The organism is Corynebacterium lubricantis DSM 45231 (assembly GCF_000379425.1).
In the GTDB taxonomy this organism is placed as follows: Bacteria; Actinomycetota; Actinomycetes; order Mycobacteriales; family Mycobacteriaceae; genus Corynebacterium; species Corynebacterium lubricantis.
Genome location: NZ_KB902181.1, coordinates 211,477 through 228,401 on the forward strand (window position 1 = coordinate 211,477; position 16,925 = coordinate 228,401).

15 protein-coding genes are annotated in these 16,925 nt (G+C 56.4%); 1 reads left to right on the top strand and 14 read right to left on the bottom strand.

Translation table 11 applies throughout. The features are described from left to right. Window positions 1-147: 147 nt before the first annotated feature. From A37O_RS0101025 to A37O_RS0101080, 12 genes are all read right to left on the bottom strand, one after another. Window positions 148-2,106: a bifunctional metallophosphatase/5'-nucleotidase gene (locus A37O_RS0101025; protein ID WP_018295633.1), complete on the bottom strand. Its 1,959-nt coding sequence runs from the start codon at window positions 2,104-2,106 to the stop codon at window positions 148-150. A 165-nt stretch (window positions 2,107-2,271) separates the two neighbouring features. Beyond that, the gene (locus A37O_RS0101030) at window positions 2,272-4,545 is read right to left on the bottom strand and encodes a RelA/SpoT family protein (protein ID WP_026196019.1); all 2,274 of its coding nucleotides are present in this window, start codon (window positions 4,543-4,545) and stop codon (window positions 2,272-2,274) included. 46 nt (window positions 4,546-4,591) lie between these two features. Then, on the bottom strand, window positions 4,592-5,152 hold the full coding sequence (locus tag A37O_RS0101035) for an adenine phosphoribosyltransferase (RefSeq protein WP_018295635.1): 561 nt from the start codon (window positions 5,150-5,152) through the stop codon (window positions 4,592-4,594). After that, entirely contained in the window at window positions 5,139-6,764 is a 1,626-nt protein-coding gene (locus tag A37O_RS0101040; protein WP_051077924.1) for an ABC transporter substrate-binding protein, read from the bottom strand. The genes A37O_RS0101035 and A37O_RS0101040 overlap by 14 nt, the downstream gene beginning before the upstream one ends. A gap of 61 nt (window positions 6,765-6,825) precedes the next feature. After that, window positions 6,826-8,022, bottom strand: coding sequence for a protein translocase subunit SecF (gene secF, locus A37O_RS0101045; protein ID WP_033377617.1), 1,197 nt, complete (start codon window positions 8,020-8,022; stop codon window positions 6,826-6,828). 2 nt (window positions 8,023-8,024) lie between these two features. After that, window positions 8,025-9,890 carry a protein translocase subunit SecD gene (gene secD, locus A37O_RS0101050; protein WP_026196021.1) on the bottom strand — a complete coding sequence of 622 codons (1,866 nt, stop codon included), beginning with the start codon at window positions 9,888-9,890 and terminating at the stop codon, window positions 8,025-8,027. Between the two features lie 212 nt (window positions 9,891-10,102). After that, on the bottom strand, window positions 10,103-10,567 hold the full coding sequence (gene yajC / locus A37O_RS15750; protein WP_018295639.1) for a preprotein translocase subunit YajC: 465 nt from the start codon (window positions 10,565-10,567) through the stop codon (window positions 10,103-10,105). 77 nt (window positions 10,568-10,644) lie between these two features. Further along, window positions 10,645-11,694 (bottom strand): Holliday junction branch migration DNA helicase RuvB, encoded by a 1,050-nt coding sequence (gene ruvB, locus A37O_RS0101060; protein WP_018295640.1) that lies wholly within the window; start codon window positions 11,692-11,694, stop codon window positions 10,645-10,647. 68 nt (window positions 11,695-11,762) lie between these two features. After that, window positions 11,763-12,371: a Holliday junction branch migration protein RuvA gene (gene ruvA / locus A37O_RS0101065; protein WP_018295641.1), complete on the bottom strand. Its 609-nt coding sequence runs from the start codon at window positions 12,369-12,371 to the stop codon at window positions 11,763-11,765. Further along, window positions 12,368-12,907, bottom strand: coding sequence for a crossover junction endodeoxyribonuclease RuvC (gene ruvC, locus A37O_RS0101070; protein WP_033377618.1), 540 nt, complete (start codon window positions 12,905-12,907; stop codon window positions 12,368-12,370). The genes ruvA and ruvC overlap by 4 nt, the downstream gene beginning before the upstream one ends. Before the next feature lie 118 nt (window positions 12,908-13,025). Then, window positions 13,026-13,778 carry a YebC/PmpR family DNA-binding transcriptional regulator gene (locus A37O_RS0101075; protein ID WP_018295643.1) on the bottom strand — a complete coding sequence of 251 codons (753 nt, stop codon included), beginning with the start codon at window positions 13,776-13,778 and terminating at the stop codon, window positions 13,026-13,028. Window positions 13,779-13,951: 173 nt separating this feature from the next. Further along, window positions 13,952-14,815, bottom strand: coding sequence for an acyl-CoA thioesterase (locus A37O_RS0101080; RefSeq protein ID WP_018295644.1), 864 nt, complete (start codon window positions 14,813-14,815; stop codon window positions 13,952-13,954). A gap of 51 nt (window positions 14,816-14,866) precedes the next feature. On the opposite strand from A37O_RS0101080, the gene A37O_RS0101085 reads away from it, so the two are divergent. Next, window positions 14,867-15,352: a DUF3817 domain-containing protein gene (locus A37O_RS0101085; protein WP_018295645.1), complete on the top strand. Its 486-nt coding sequence runs from the start codon at window positions 14,867-14,869 to the stop codon at window positions 15,350-15,352. A 10-nt stretch (window positions 15,353-15,362) separates the two neighbouring features. Here the strand turns inward: A37O_RS0101085 and A37O_RS0101090 are convergent, their stop codons facing one another. Continuing rightward, a complete protein-coding gene (locus tag A37O_RS0101090; protein ID WP_018295646.1) occupies window positions 15,363-15,821 on the bottom strand; it encodes a hypothetical protein in 459 nt (152 codons plus the stop codon). After that, window positions 15,821-16,921, bottom strand: coding sequence for a glycosyltransferase family 4 protein (locus tag A37O_RS0101095; RefSeq protein ID WP_018295647.1), 1,101 nt, complete (start codon window positions 16,919-16,921; stop codon window positions 15,821-15,823). The genes A37O_RS0101090 and A37O_RS0101095 overlap by 1 nt, the downstream gene beginning before the upstream one ends. Window positions 16,922-16,925: the final 4 nt, after the last annotated feature.

Here is a 16,925-nt window from a genome sequence, read left to right on the forward strand (position 1 = left end):
GAAGAAACTTCCAAATCCGCGCTCCTCATCAGGAGCGCGGATTTTTGTGCTCACAAACAAGGCACAAAGACAGGCGAGGCCCGCGGATTTCGCGGGCCTCGCCTGTCAAAATTTTCTGAGCCGGTGTGGCTCAACCTAGTCTTCTCTTTAGCGGCTGCTCAAGCTGCTCAAGTTGCTCAGGGAGGAGCTCGACGAACGCGAAGTACCACCGTTGGAGAGCTCTTCGTCGACATTCACTGGCATGGAGATCTCCGTGCCAGCATCCGTTGTGATGGTCAGTAGCTGCTCTCCCGTGACTTCCGCCGGCAGGTCGATGATTACGGTCGCACGTCCGAATTCGCCGTAGCCATTGTCCGCATCAGAAGTCGCAGTATCGATGCCAACAGTTTGTTCTACATCTCCGATACGCAGGGTCACGGTCGTTGCCATTGGCTCGTCTTCGCTGGAGTAATTCAGGGAGCTCACCTCAATAGTGTTGGACGCACCCGAAACAAGGCCGCCTTCTGGAAGTACGACGCCTACCTCGCCCTGGCCCTGACGCACTGCAGCTGCGCCGGTACGCAGGTAGTCCTGGAATGCCTGGAAGTCGATGTAGCCAACGTTGACCTGGTCGCGCACGTCTGCTGGATTGATGAATCCATCGCCGCCCTCGAACATGAAGGTCGAGGTTGCTACCTTGTAGTCGCGGTTAGGATCAAGTGCTTCACCGTTGATGGTGACGTGGGTCATGCGCGATCCCTTTGGTGCAGAAGGATCGTAGACGTAGTTGACGTTGTCAGAAACGCCCATGGACAGACGTGGGCGCTCATTGCCGTCCTGCCACTGGTTCTCCAACGCATCAAGGATTGCCTGGCCCGACAGGGTCGCGTAGGAAAGCTCATTGCCGAAAGGCTGCATGTTCACAGCATGCTCGACAGTGACCTCGCCTGCAGGAAGGTCCGCACGCACGCCACCTGCGTTCATCAAGCCAAGATCAATCTGGCCACCGCCAAGGAAAGCATCCATTGCCTGGAGGTTGGATTCTGCAAGCATGTTGTTCGCCGTGGACTCAACACCACGGTTCGAACCGGGGCCAGCCCCAGGGTTGGATCCACGGTAGAAGGATTCAGTGGTCTCTGCGATAACCTCAGCACCCAGTACTTCCGACTGTGCAACAGCATTATCGACGATTGCAGCAACCTCAGCATTTGGAGTCAGACCCAACGTGACGAAATCCGCTGCGTCGTATTGCTCGGCAGTCAGGTTGACGATCTCGTTGGTGTCCTTGTTGTAGGTGATATCCAGATCGGTCACCATCTTGCCGTATTCCCAGGACTGCGCGTAAGGAACCGCAGCATCAATATCGAGCTGTCGCAGGTGAGTGTCGCCACCGAAGAGGAAGTCAACGTATGCAGCGTCCATGTTCAGGTTGTCGATCTCAGCTGGATCGTGCTGTAGAACGACGACGATGTCAGCCTCGCCGGAATCCTTCAGTCGCTTTGCTTCCTTGTTTGCCTCCTCCGACGCGTTGCGGATGTCTAGTCCCGCGGTCGCGCTTGGGGAAACTTTCTGTGGGGTCAGGTTCGAGGTGGTACCGACGATCCCGACCTTGACACCATCGATTTCCTTCACCATCGATGCCTCGAGAGCGCGGGTACCATCCTCGAAGTACACATTGGCACCTAAGATTGGCGAATCAAATCCAGGGATCAGACGACCGGTCAGATCGTCAAAGCCCTTGTCGAACTCGTGGTTACCTGCAGCATTAACCTCGATGCCCATTGCGTTAAGCGCTTCAATGGTGGGCTCGTCGTTGGCAATCGCGGACACGAAGGCGGAGCCACCCACATTGTCGCCCGTGGTAGTAGCGATGGAACCATCTGCGCCTGCGTTGACATATTCAATGAGAGAAGCGATATTAGCTGCGCCCATCGACTGACCAGCCTCTGGAGCTTCGTACTTGATTTCGTCTTCCAGGTAACCGTGGAAGTCGGTGAAATTTGAAATGGAAATGGTGACTTCGTTGCTAGCGTCTTCTTGAGCATTAGCAACAACAAATCCCTGCATAACCAGGGCAGTGGTAGTAGTCGCGGCCACCAGGTGGCCGAGGCGACGGAATTTAGACACGGAAATGTCTCCTCGTATGTTGAAAATGTTTTTTTCAGAACATTGCCAGTCTTAATCAATCTGAGACATTACGCAGAGGAGAGAAGTTTGTTTCCGCAGGTAGTTACCCATTGTGTGCCAAGAATTCACCTTAGAGTCACCTGTGAGAGACTATAAGGTTTCTTCTTAACCTGAGACGCGGTAGATGTCGAAGACACCCTCGATATTGCGCAGCTGGTTCATCAGCGCACCCAACTGTTTCGTATCGGACACGGATACGGTCAAGCGAATGGTGGCAATGTGGTCGTCGCCAAGCTGCGAACTCAATGCACTGATGGACAACTTCTGATCGGTGAGCACACGCGTGAGCTCGGCGAGGAGCCCGTGTCGATCGAGCGCCTCAATCTGCAGGGTCGCCACAAAAGCACCGCTTTGAGAACTGGAGCCTGCCCACGACACCTCGATGAGGCGCTCGGGCTCTTCCTGCAATTTCGGCGCGTTTGTGCAATCGCTGCGGTGCACCGAAACTCCCCCGCCACGGGTGACGAATCCGATAATGTCATCGCCGGGCACGGGCTGGCAGCACTTCGCCAACTTCGCCATCACATCAGGGCTGCCTTGAACGAGGACTCCGGCTTCACCGGAATTCTTCGGTTCTTGGGAGACCAGCTTCGACAGCGGGGTGCGTGCGGTCAGTGCATCGACAGCATCGTCCTCGTCGCCGAAGCGCGCCATCAGCTGGTGGCTGACGTGTTGCGCCGAGACGGTGCCGGCACCGATGGCGGTATAGAGCGCATCAACGTCCGGGTAGTGCAGCTGCTTGGCTACCGACTTCATCGACTCCGCGGTGAACAGGCGGTGCATCGGAAGGCCACCTCGCTGCACCTCGGCTGCGAGGGCATCTCGTCCGGCCTCGAGGTGCTCCTCGCGGCGTTCCTTCGCAAACCACTGGCGAATCTTTGCCTTCGCGCGAGGAGAGACAACGAAGTCCTGCCAATCTCGCGATGGACCAGCATTTTGGTCCTTCGAGGTAAAGACCTCGACCCTGTCGCCCGACTGCAAGGTCGACTCGAGGGCAACGAGCTTACCGTTGACCTTCGCGCCAATACAGCGATGCCCGACTTCCGTGTGGACGGCGTAGGCGAAGTCCACCGGGGTGGAGCCCGCAGGAAGATTCACCACATCGCCCTTCGGCGTGAACACGAAGATCTGCTGAGAGGTCAGATCGTAGCGTAGCGAGTCCAAGAACTCATTCGGATCGGCGGCTTCCTTCTGCCAGTCCAACAGCTGGCGCATCCACGACATCTGATCGACTTCGGCCTGGTCGCCTTTGTGGGAGCCCTTAGTCTCCTTGTACCGCCAGTGCGCTGCCACGCCGAACTCGGCGTTGTAATGCATCTCGTGGGTGCGGACCTGGATCTCGAGGGGACGGCCGCTATCTGCCATTACCGTGGTGTGCAAGGACTGATACACGCCGAAACGAGGATTCGAAATATAGTCCTTGAAGCGCCCTGGCATCGCCGAATAGATCGAATGCACGACGCCGATTGCCGCGTAGCAGTCATTGACCGTATCGACGAGCACACGGATACCGACCAGATCGAAGATCTCATCGAACTCACGACCCCGGACAATCATCTTCTGATAGATCGACCAGTAGTGCTTCGGGCGTCCCTTGACCTCAGCCTTGATGTTATTGGCGCGCAGCTCAGCGCTAACCTTTTCGGAAATCTCCTTCAACGCGCGATCGCGCGAAGGAGCACGGTCAGCAACGAGGCGAACAATCTCCTCATACTTCTTCGGGTACAAAATGGCGAAGGAAAGATCCTCGAGCTCCCACTTCACGCTTGCCATGCCGAGGCGGTGCGCCAACGGGGCGATCACTTCCAGAGTCTGGCGGGCCTTCTTCGCCTGCTTCTCTGGCGGCAAAAAGCGCATGGTGCGCATATTGTGCAGACGGTCTGCCACCTTGATCACCAAGACGCGCGGGTCCTGAGCCATCGCGACGATCATCTTCCTGATCGTCTCAGCCTCGGCAGCCGCGCCAAGAGCCACCTTGTCTAGTTTGGTCACACCGTCAACGAGGCGCGCAACCTCCGGGCCGAAGTCCGCGGTGAGATCGTCGAGGGAGTAATCCGTGTCCTCAACAGTGTCGTGGAGAAGTGCTGCCACCAGTGTGGTGGTGTCCATGCCGATCTCGGCACAGATCGTAGCCACTGCGAGCGGGTGGGTAATATACGGGTCACCGGATTTGCGAATAACTCCTTCATGGAGCCGTTCCGCGGTGTCATATGCCCGTGAAAGAAGTTCTGCGTCCGCCTTCGGGTGAAACTGCCGATGAATCGACAGCAAAGGCTCGAGCACAGGGTTAATTCTGGACCGTCCACCGGTCAAAGAACGCGCCAAACGCGCAGACACGCTTCTCATGCCGGGGAGCCGTTGTGATCGTTCCTGCGTCATCGTCGCCCCCTAAGAATTGGTGAAAATAGCTAGTCTATAAAGACTACTACCCTTCCTTGTTGGGTGTGTCATTCAACACAACCAATGGACTCCCGTTCAGGCGCGCACGGCCACCAAGATCCTCAACTTCGAGGACAACTACGTAGCCCGTAACCGTGCCGCCTGCGCGCTCAATGAGCTTGGTCGCGGCGATCAATGTTCCACCGGTAGCCAGAACATCGTCGACAAGCACGACGTTTTTACCGTGGATATCCGCACCGTCTGCCGGAATCTCTAATGCTGCCTGGCTGTATTCCGTCTCGTACGACTGCGACAAAACTGGTGGCGGAAGCTTGCCCTTCTTACGGATAGCAAGGATTCCCTTTTCCAGGTTATACGCCACTGCGGAACCCAGCAGGAACCCACGGGCATCGAGGCCACCAATGACGTCTGCGCCGAACTCCTCGCAGGCAGTTGAGAGTTCATCGACAACGACTTGCAGCGCATCCGCGTCCGCGAGGACTGGAGTTAGATCCTCGAACAAGACTCCTTCTTCTGGGAAGTCTTGTACGTAGCGCATCTTGTCAGCAAGCGCTTCACGGGCGGTTGCATATTTACTCTGGGTCACTTGTCGATTCCTCATCTGTTACTTGCCAGCGATCCATGTTCCACCCAATACCGGTGGGGCCTGTGTACACTGCCACGTTACTTACGTTTCGGTCTACTACGAATGTACGGGGTTGAGCAGCTAACGGCAGGGTGGGAAGCTCTTTCCAGAAATACGATTCGTGTGCCCGCAACGCCCGTACATTAGACAAGTTTACGGCTGCCGAATTGTACTCAGACATTGGGTCAATGGCACCCAAGAAAGCATCGATGGATCCATCGCCTGCTTCCCCGTCTGACTGGGTGGCGTCGATAGACGCTAGATCGTCGAGCGTTTTACCGGACTCAGTCGCGTCGACAACCGTGATCCCGGCTGGTTCGCAGGAATCTTTGATGGCCTCGACCATGGCAGCCTTGCGCTCATTCGGTGTTGCGTAGCCGATTCGAATTTCCGTACCTGTGGCTGCACGTGCCGCTTCAATATCGGTTTCCAAATGATCCTTTGAGCGCTCCCCCAACTGGCGAGCAACCGGATCGCCATGCCGAACTACGTGAACATTGACAGGAGGTACTTCTACCCCCGCGATCTCACTTGATGCTTCCGCAACTGCAGCTTGATCCACGCACTGCGACAGAGCTTGGCGATTCTCCGCGATTGACCACGTACCAGAGTCGGCGAAACGCAAAGATTCCGTGAGCTCTCCCACCATCGATTCCACCGTGTACGGGTTGCCCTCGGCGTTGAGATCCAGCCACTCCGGAGAATCTGTTTGCACATCCGCTACTCGCAACGCACCGGCTTGGACAAGTTCGGCCGAATCCGCGCTCTGCGGCCAGACAACGAGGTTTTCCAATGCCGCACTATCGCCATTGAAATGTTCGTTGCGCGCTAAGACTACTTCACCGTCTTCACCAACCGAGTCGATGCGGAACGGTCCGAACGAGACCTGGAGTTCCGGGTCGAAGTTGTCTAGGTTGAACCCCTCGCGCCAGATTTCAGCGATCGGTGTCAATTGGTCTGGGTCTTCCGACTCCAGTGCTTCGACGAAGGTGTTTGCATCCATTTCTAGGCGTTGACCAATGACATGGGCCGGAAGAATTGTGCCCGGGCCGAAGAGCTCGCGCCATCGATCGCCCTGGCCTTCTTTGAACACCACGGTAAATTCCTTTGCCCCAGGCAGGCAATCAAGGTGATCAATTTGATCCATCAATGGCATGTGAGCACCGAAGAGATCCGGATGAGTACCGGCTGTATAAGCCAAAAGGAAATCTGAGCAGGTCAGGTGCGCCCCGTCCGAAAACTTTGCATCAGTCTCAATCGTGTAGATCACTTGACGATTGCGTCCGGGCAGGACCTGCGTTCGCGCGACATCAGTGTTGGGAATCATCTGCCCGCTGGGACCAGGAACGAACACCGCGGGATAGAGGCGACCCGAAAGCAGGTGAGCATTAGTGGATACACCCACGTTTGAACCCGCATTCGAGGTCTTGAGCTCCTGCGAGACTTGATAGCCGAACATGTCCCGAGAACTCGGTTCGGTAAATCCACCAGTTCCGTCCGTCAACGAACACCCAGCCAGAATAGAGGCTGCAGTAACCATTCCGGCAAGGGCCGTTATCGATCGTTTGCGCATCACGTTTCTACTTCCTGGTCTCAAGTTTTGGGTCTACAGTTTCGGGTCTTCCCTTCGAAGCCTAATTCCGGCCTGGCCGCCATGAGGCTTGTTGATTTCCTGTGCCCTCGCCTGGGCCGTAGTCGTTTCCACGAGAACCTGGAGTGTCCACAGTGCGCTTCGCGGAAGTGGAAGCGGTGGAGTGTTCAGCGGAATCGTCGTCAAGCTCCTTGCCCGATGTACGGTAGGCAGCCACAGCCTTGTTGTGCTCCTTGTACTTCTTCTGGCTATTCACAATGGAGACCAGAATTGGAGTGGCCAGGAAGAGTGAGGAGAAGATGCCTTCCACTACACCAATGAGCTGAATGATCGCCAAATCTTGTAGCGTACCCACGCCCAGCAACCACACCGCGACGACGAGAAGAGCAATGATCGGCAGCGCCGAAATCACCGAAGTAGAAATCGAGCGCATGACCGTTTGGTTGACCGCCAAGTTGGCTTCCTCCGCATAGGTCGAGCGTCTGGAATCTAAGACCCCAGAAGTATTTTCCTTCACCTTGTCGAAGACAATCACGGTGTCATAGATCGAGAAGGTCAACACTGTCAGCAAACCAATGATCGTCGCCGGGGACACTTCAAGCCCAAACAGCGAGTAAATGCCCATGATGACGACGCCATCGACGACGAGTGCGGCCATCGCTGCGACAGCCATCTCTCGCTCAAGGCGCACTGCAACATATACTGCCGCCGCAATCAGGAACACCACGAGCGCCAAAAGCATGCGCTGTGTAATGGTGGAACCCCAAGATTCCGACACAGTCGAATCACCCACAGCATCTGGTGTGGCAACACCTTCTGCGTTTAGTGGCTGATGCTCTTCATAAATGGCGAGGCGAGCCGAATCAATTTGATCTTGCGTCAGGTGCTCGGAGTTGATCTCCAGAGTTCGGGAATCTCCTGCACCAACGATTTGGGTGATTTCGGGAGTCACTCCGGTAGCGTCGACAAACGTCTCCTCGACCTGCTCAGCGACGAGATCGCCGGCCTGCATGGAGAGCTTGGTGCCGCCTTCAAAATCGATCGAGAGATCAAATCCGCGAAACAGCATGGAACCAATACTGACGAGCAACAGGACAATCGTGATCCCGTACCACAGCTTGGATCGGCCGATGAAGTCAATCGATCCTTCACCCGTGTACAACTTGTCAAAGTTGGACATCTTCTTTTTCTGCGTCGAAGGTTTGTCCGCTGGTGTGGGTTGTGAAACTGATGTGGTCATGACTACTTCTCCTCGCTTTCGGCGGAGGTTGTTGTGGCCAAAGAAGCATTCGCTCTGTGCGCCTCGGCCTCAGGATCGCGACCGGCTTCCCGATCGGCTTCAGCGAGGGCAAACATCTTGCCCATGCCGTTAACTTTCGGATTGGCCCAGAATTGCTTCCGCGAAGCCAAGATCATCAATGGAGCGGTGACTAGGAAGGTCACCAGCAAGTCGAACACAGTGGTCAAGCCCATGGTGAAGGCAAAGCCCTTCACTTCGCCAACCGCGAGGAAGTAAATCACCACGGCCCCGATCAGGGTCACCATGTTACCGGTGACAATGGTTTGCTTGGCTCGATCCCAACCACGTTGGGTAGCCGAACGGAAGGTCTTGCCCGCTCGAACTTCGTCCTTGATGCGCTCATACAACACGACGAAGGAGTCGGCGGTGGTACCGATACCGATGATCAGGCCTGCAACGCCGGAGAGATCCAGAGAGTAACCAATCCAACGGCCTAGCAGAACAAGTGAACCGTAGACCAAGAGGCCTGCTCCAAACAGCGTGATGATGGATACGAAGCCAAACATGCGGTAGTACCAGAACACGAAGATTGCGACGAGGAGCAGACCAACTGCACCTGCGATCAGGCCGGCCTTCAGTGATGCCTCACCCATCGACGCCGGAACGGTCATTGCAGTACCGCCAGGCTCACCGTTTTCACCGGCAAAGGACAACGGCAGCGCACCGTAGCGCAGGTTATTCGCCAACGCTGTTGCCGACTCCTGGGTGAAGTCACCAGTAATCGAGGTCGCTTGGCCGACTGGGGTAGCACCCTGGATCTGAGGGGCGGAGATGATCTCGGAATCAAGTGTGATCGCGATTTGCTGGCCCAGGTACTGGCTGGTCAGCTCGGCCCAGGTCTGGGAACCATTGAATTCGCCGTCCTGCTTAAAGGAGAAGCTAATTTCCATCTGGCCGGTCTGCTGGTTGAATCCACCGGTGATCGGCTGATTGGTATCAATCTGGTCGCCGGTCAAACGCGGGCCGTTTTCATCGGTGACACCGGACAGCAGTGGTACAGGATCAAGCAGCATTGCTTGACCAGAAGTTGGATCACAAGTCACCAGTGGACGTTCCGGCACATCGGTGCCAGCGAGTTCATCGGTGCCGGAAATCTCATCTGCAGTGGAAGGCTCGCACCGCATCAGCTGCAGTGCTGCGAGTTGCTGAGTCGGATCTTCGGACTGGCGATCGTCGCGAAGCATGTCTGTGACTTCCTGGCGGAACTCGCCCGCGGCAATGGAATTCTCAGGCTCCGGCAATGGCTCAGCATCGATTGCGGGCACGTCCAAAGCGTCGGCCTCGCCGAGTGAGGAATTGATCACGCTCATCGCCTCGTCGAGAGATGCTTGAGCGTCTTCCTTGCTTAATACGCCGTAGCGCACCCAATCGTTGGCTGTCTGGCCAAGCACCTCCGGGTAAGCTGCCGTATCTGGCATCCCGGGCTGCGCTACAGGCCTAAACATCAACTGCGAGGTTTGGCCGAGATTGCGAACCTCTGCCGTGTCCTCCCCTGGCACCGTAATCACCAAAGTGTTGCCATCAACGACAACTTCCGCGCCCGAGACGCCCATGCCGTTTACACGGTTCTCCAGAATGATGCGTGCCTGGTCTAGCTGATCTTGGGTGGGTTCTTCGCCTTGGGGGACCAAGGTCACTCGGGTACCGCCCTGCAGATCGATACCGAGCTTTGGGGTTGCCGAGCGATCACCGGTGAAAAACACCAATGCATACACAACCGCGACAATCAGCACGAAAAGGGCGAGAGCCCGTTTGGGCCACGCTCTCTTCGAGCTACTCTCACTGCTGCGCCGGGTAGTTACGGACACGGAGGTATCTCCTCAACTATTAATCGTTCACGTGATGGCTCTGCTTTCCACGTCCATTTAAAGGATCGGGGAATCAAGCTCTCTGTTGCTGCGTGCGAATTGCGCGCACGGGAAAACACACAAATCCCGATGGTACGTCAAATGTAACAAAACAGTTAAGCCCGACCCGCGTTCATGTACAAGGAAGGGCCAGACTTTAAAAACCGTCTGGTTTAGCGGTTGTCTCGTGTTTCGTCTTCTGGGAATCCATCGGTCTGAGAATCGGACCTAGGTTCTGGCGTCACATCTGGGTTGGTCTGCGGATTGTCTGCGGGCAGATTCTCCGGGTGCGTTGTATACCCAGGCTCTTGTGCCTCAGGTGCCGCGGCTTGGTCCCACACTGCACCTGCAGAACCTGGAACCTCATTATATGGAGTCGGAGTTTCCTCGACCTTGCGCATGATGCCTTGGCGCTCCATGGTCACGATGGTGCCTGGGGCAAGCTCCAAGTCGACTTCCGTGTCACGCGTGGCGACGACAGTTGCGTGGAAACCTGCGACGGTAACAATCCGGTCGCCGGCATTGATTGAATATTGCATTTCTGTGACTTGCTGCTGACGCTTCTTCTGCGAGCGCATCATGAAAAAGGAAGGAAGAAGGAATACCGCAAGGACGAGAAGTAATAATAAGAGATCCATAGGCCTTTATTGTGGCATGTGATTCTGTGGTTCGCCTATTCGACCCGCATAAAATTTCCTACGAATGACCCGTACCACTACATCAGATTAAGCTGCCCAGGTGCTTCAGGAGGAGGAGTCAGTCCAAGGTGGTGCCACGCCGCTGCCGTGGCCACGCGTCCGCGTCCCGTTCGGGCCATCAACCCCGCGCGCACCAAGTACGGTTCGCACACGGCTTCGACGGTCGCGGGTTCCTCCCCGACTGCGATGGCTAGGGTATTGACTCCTACTGGCCCACCGCCATGGCCCTTGATTAGAGAACTTAAGACTGCTCGGTCGAGTCGATCGAGTCCGAGCTCGTCGACATCAAAGACTTCGAGTGCGGCTTGTGCTGCAGGGACGTCGACGTGACCGTTTCCGTTTACTTCGGCCCAGTCCCTGACGCGACGCAATAGACGGTTCGCGATACGAGGTGTGCCACGTGAACGAGAACCAATTTCCACCGCGGCATCGTGGTCGATGCTGACCCCGAGGATCTTAGATGCTCGCGTAATGACCTTGGTCAGGTCGTCTACTTCGTAGAACTCCATCTGTGCAGTAAAACCAAACCGGTCGCGCAACGGCCCCGTCAACATACCCGCACGAGTCGTTGCACCCACCAAGGTAAATGGCGGAATGTCCAATGGGATGGAAGTAGCCCCAGGACCTTTACCCACAATGACGTCGATCCGAAAATCCTCCATCGCCATATAGAGCATTTCCTCGGCGGGGCGTGCGATGCGGTGGATCTCGTCAATAAAGAGGACGTCGCCTTCGACGATGTTCGACAACATAGCCGCCAAGTCACCCGCTCGTTCAAGTGCAGGTCCCGATGTCATCCGCAACGAGGTGCCCAATTCTTGGGCAATGATCATCGACAGGGTGGTCTTCCCCAGTCCCGGCGGGCCAGAAAGCAAAATGTGGTCGGGGGTCACCCCGCGCCTTTTCGCACCGGTCAGAACGAGATCTAGCTGCTCGCGGACTTTGGGCTGGCCAATAAACTCATCCAACCCTTTGGGGCGGAGAGTTTTTTCCACGTCTCTTTCTTGGACGTGCTCCCGCGGGTCAATCGGGGCATTCTCGTCGCGGGACACTGCCTTTCGCTGCATGTCAGGAGGTAATTGGAACTCCGTCTTTTCTACATCAGACACAAGCTACGACCTATCTCTTTCCACCACTAATTTCTACCAAGTTGAGCCAGCGCAGTGCGCAGCACCGTCGAGGTATCTGCAGCCTCGTTCTCCGCCACGACGGACTCCACCACGGGGCGCGCTGACTTCTCGGTAAAGCCAAGCCCGATGAGCGCTTCGACGACCTGCTCGACCATCAGGTCGGAGGAGCCGAGCTTTAAAGAAACTGGGACACCTGCCTCCTCTTCAACTGCAACCGCCTTGAGCTTATCCTTTAGCTCCAGGGCCATGCGTTCTGCCATTCGCTTACCTACGCCAGGGATGGTCTGGAGAGCCTTGACGTCGCCCGAGGAGACAAACCCCGCGACCTCAGAGGCGTTGTACAGCGATAACGTTGCCAGAGCCAGTTTGGGCCCCAAACCACTCACGCTTTGTAGTGTATGAAATAGCTCTCGGTCATCGCTGTTGATGAAGCCGTACAGCGTCATCGAGTCTTCCTTGACCACCATCGCGGTCAGCACTCGGGTGGATTCACCGCGCGTCAGTCGCCCTAATGTCGGCGGAGCTGCGAGAAAACGATAGCCCACTCCCCCACATTCGATGACTGCATGGTCGAGGCCGATGGAAAGTACTTCACCATTTAAAGAATCAATCATGAACGTTTCACTCCAGTGGCGTTAAGCGCCTGTTGAGTCCGAGCAAGTAGTGGAGCCCTCCAGCAATGGCAGACGGCGATGGCTAAAGCGTCAGCGGCATCAGCGGGCTTTGGTGGTTCACTGAGCCCAAGGATGCGAGTAATCATGGTGGTCATTTGTTTCTTATCGGCGCGACCATTTCCCGATACCGCCTTCTTCACCTCGGAAGGCGTATACATATGCACCGGAATATCACGTTCCGCAGCGGCCAAGACCATCACACCAACGGCATGCGCAGTATGCATCACAGTAGAGACATTGCCACGTTCAAAAATACGCTCCATGGCAACAACGTCCGGCTGATAATCATCCATCCATTCGCCGACCGCCCGAGAAATGCGCAATAGTCGCTCGGAGAGCTCCGCATCCGAAGGAGTACGCACCACTCCGACCGCAATAGGAATGACCTGCCTACCTCCGCCAGTTTGCACAACGGAAAGGCCGCACCGAGTCAGACCCGGGTCGATGCCCATCACACGCAGACCTTCGGTACTCACACACACCTCACAAAATTAATCACACATTTGTTCTACCATAATCGAGCGACAAACAGTGACGCCCCGCAGCGGTATGGACAAGAATATACAGCGTGCGGGGCGAAAAAGAGATAACGAACTAAGCGTCGAGCGCTTCAATGACCTCATCTGACAGGTTCATGTTCGTGTATACGTTCTGCACATCGTCAGAGTCTTCCAAAGCATCGATCAGCTTCAGCACCTTCTGCGCGTCCTCGACACCTAGGTCTGCTTCTACGGATGCACGGAATTCCTGATCCGCCTGCTCCACCTCAATACCTTCGCCTTCAAGGGCAGCCTTGACCGCCTGGATATCCGTTGGAGCACAGACAATCTCGAACTCTTCGCCGAGGTCAACTACTTCTTCAGCGCCGGCTTCGAGAACCGCCATCAGTACGTCATCTTCGCTGAGCTCACCCTTCTTAATCTGGACTACGCCAGTGCGGGTAAACATGTACGCAACGGAACCGGATTCGCCCAGGTTACCGCCGTTTTTGGTCATCGCGGTGCGCACCTCAGTAGCGGCACGGTTGCGGTTGTCAGTGAGACATTCGATCAGAATCGCTACACCGGCTGGGCCGTAGCCCTCGTAAGTGATGTTCTCGTAGTTAGCGCCACCAGCTTCTTCGCCGGAGCCCCGCTTACGAGCGCGCTCAATGTTGTCTCCTGGAACAGAGGCCTTCTTGGCCTTCTTGATCATGTCGTCCAGGGTTGGGTTAGCTGCTGGATCGCCACCGCCGGTACGGGCCGCAACCTCGATGTCCTTGATCAACTTTGCCCACAGCTTTGAACGCTTCGCGTCGTTCGCGGCCTTCTTGTGCTTTGTTGTTGCCCATTTTGAGTGGCCTGCCATAACCGTTCCCTTTCTATCGGTGGTTGCGCGGGGCACATCCGCGCACTACGCGTCAATCACGTGTGCTGCGGGCCTACCGCGTGTCGGCTATCAACTATACGCGCATAGCGCTTGACGACGAGAACCTGGCTGGTGTGTCCACCTATCAGGTTATAGATTTAGGGGAAATTACCCTACTTGAGTGTTCGCAGCGGGAAAGGCTTCCTGCCTTCACGCAGGGTGCGCGTCAAACCTTCCTGCGTCACCATCGCCACGAGATTTCCCGCGCTATCGAAGATGCGTCCGTGAGTCAGCGCACGTCCCGCATGTGCCGAAGGCGAGACCTGGTCGTAAAGCAGCCATTCGTCAGCCCGAAATGGTCGCAGGAACCACATGGCGTGGTCCAGCGATGCCATCTGGACTTTGTGTCCGGGGTGAGGAACCATCGACGACTGCAATAGCGTCATGTCGGACATGTAGGCCAAGGTGCAGACGTGGAAGGTGTCGTCGTCAGGCAATTGCTGCTTCGAGCGGAACCACACCACCTGCTGGCTCGGTGTGTATTTATTGTGCTCGTAGCGGTCTGGGGGAACCATGCGAAAATCCCAGTCCGACCATTCTTCAAGGAGTGCTCGGGAGCTTGGGGGCAGGGTACTGCGGGCATCGTCGAGATCCTCGGGGCGTGGTACCTCGCGCATGTGATCCGAGTGTTCAATGCCCTCGTCTCCGCTGCGATGGAAACTCGCCTGCATGGAGAAAATAGTCTCGCCGTTCTGAATCGCCTCGACGTGGCGGGTTGCAAAGGAGTTTCCGTCACGCATGCGATTAACCAGAAATACCGTCTCTTCGTTCGATTTCCCTGGGCGGATAAAGTACCCGTGCAGCGAATGGACAAACTTGTCAGTTTCGATTGTGCGGGTAGCGGCTACGAGAGCTTGGGCAGCCACTTGGCCTCCGAAAGTGCGCTCCAATTCAGATTCGATCACCGGAGACCGATAGATATCGGAATCAATCCGCTCGAGGTCGAGAATGTCACTAATCGAGTGCTTCGCAGTCATAATCGAAAACGGTACACGGTTTTGCGCGGAAGACAGGTAGCGTGGTGGTACATGAGCTCACTCACCCCCAAAAAGCTGCATCTTTCCGTGGCAATTCTTGAATTTTTCACCTGGACCTTCCTCATCGTCGGAATGGTCCTAAAGTACTCGGGAGTAACAGATGCTGTTACACCTATCGCAGGCGGTATCCACGGCTTTGGCTTTTTGTGCTTCGTGGTCTTGACCATCTTGGTGTGGGTGAACAACAGCTGGACCGCAGGTGTTGGCATCGTCGGGCTGGCCGTATCACTCATCCCATGGGCTGCCCTGCCGTTTTCGATCTGGGCCGAGCGTAGTGGCCGACTCGAGGGAGGATGGCGCTTTTCCGATCCGTCCGAACAACCCCAGTCGCTTCCAGAGAAAGCTCTCGCACAAGTTGTGCGTCACCCCGTACGCAGCCTGATTATCATTGTCGTGCTCGTTGCTATTGTGTTCGCAATTCTACTTGCCATCGGGCAGCCATATGACCCCGACGCAATTGCTGATCAGATCCAGTAGACGATTGGGTCTACTGGATCTCGCCAAACTCAAAAAATTCCGGCAGCGGGGCTGTGCCACCTAGGCGCAGGATGCGCACGATGGGCCGGAGCCGAATTGCTCTCGTATCGGCCACTGCATCGTTGTAAAAGCGCACCGCCAACATAACGCGGGCATTCGCGTCCGCTAGTTCGCTGCTGTCGATGTTGCCGACAGCGGCGATTTTCTTATTGAGACTACGTTCACGTTGAATCCGGGAATCAAAGGCACCAGGAACGAGGCCGGCCTCTTCTGCGCTGCGTGCATCCGGCGCGACCTCGGGCACCAAAACTGCAATCACAGCCGCGCGGCGGTTGAGGGCGGCTTCGAGAGCGGCACGGCTTCGATCGGTGCGCACGTGCAATTTATCCAGGCGCTGCGCGGTGGAATACGCCCAGGCTAAGGCCAGGGTAATCAGAACGGCCAGGACGACCCATAGTGTTGTTGTCATTAGCCGACCTTGACAATCTGGTGGCCAGCACCGTCGGTTACGGTTTCGTAGACTTGCATCACCTTGGCCGCAACAGTTGACCAGTCGTATTGTTGCGCGCGAGCTACTCCCGCTTCGACCAGCGATTCGCGGGCGTCGGTGTCGTCGATAAGCGAGCGCAACGCGTTGGCCAATGCCCGGTCGTTGCCGACAGGAAAAAGTACGCCCGCTGGAGTCTCGGACTGGACGTCGCAGACCGCGGCGAACGCCTCAAGATCACTTGCGACGACTGCGCAGCCGGCGGCCATCGCCTCGACGAGCACGATGCCAAAGGATTCTCCACCGGTGTTCGGGGCGACATAAATATCTGCGCGGCCGAGAATCTCTTCCTTCTCGGCATCGCTGACGCGCCCGACGAAATCGACGCCGGGGACATTGCGCGGGCGGCCTCCGCCCATCACCGTGACTCGCACGTCGCGATCTAATTGAGTCAGGGCGCGCAGGAGAATATCCAATCCTTTACGAGATTCATCAAGCCTGCCGAGAAATACTATTTCGGTGGGCGCGCCCTCAACGTGGGGTTTGCGGGCAGCGGAGAAGCTACTGGTATCCACGCCGTTGGGGATCAGGACGGGGTCACCGCCAAGTTGTTCGACCTGCCACCTGCGAGCCATCTCGGACACGGCGATGCCGCCATCAATCTTTTCCAAGGCGGGCTGCAAGATCGGGCGAGCAATATTGAGCAAGCGTGACGACGCTGCAGAGGCATGGTAGGTAGCCACGATCGGGCCTTCAGCAAGCCGCAGCGCCACCATGGAATAGCTCGGCGAATTGGGCTCGTGGATATGAAGCACGTCGAAGGCTCCGTCGCGGATAAATTCCTTCGTTATCCTGCGCACGTGTGGGCCAACGGACAAGCGCGCAACCGAACCGTTGTAATGAATCGGAATCGATCCGCCCCCGCGGGTGACGTACTCAGGGAGTTCAGTCTCGTCGTTGGCTGGCCCAAGCACGCCGACATAGTGTCCTTGAGCAATCAGAACATCCGCAAGATCAAGGATATGGGCTTGAACTCCGCCGGGTTCGTCAAAGGAATAAGGGCACACAATTCCAATTCGCACGTTA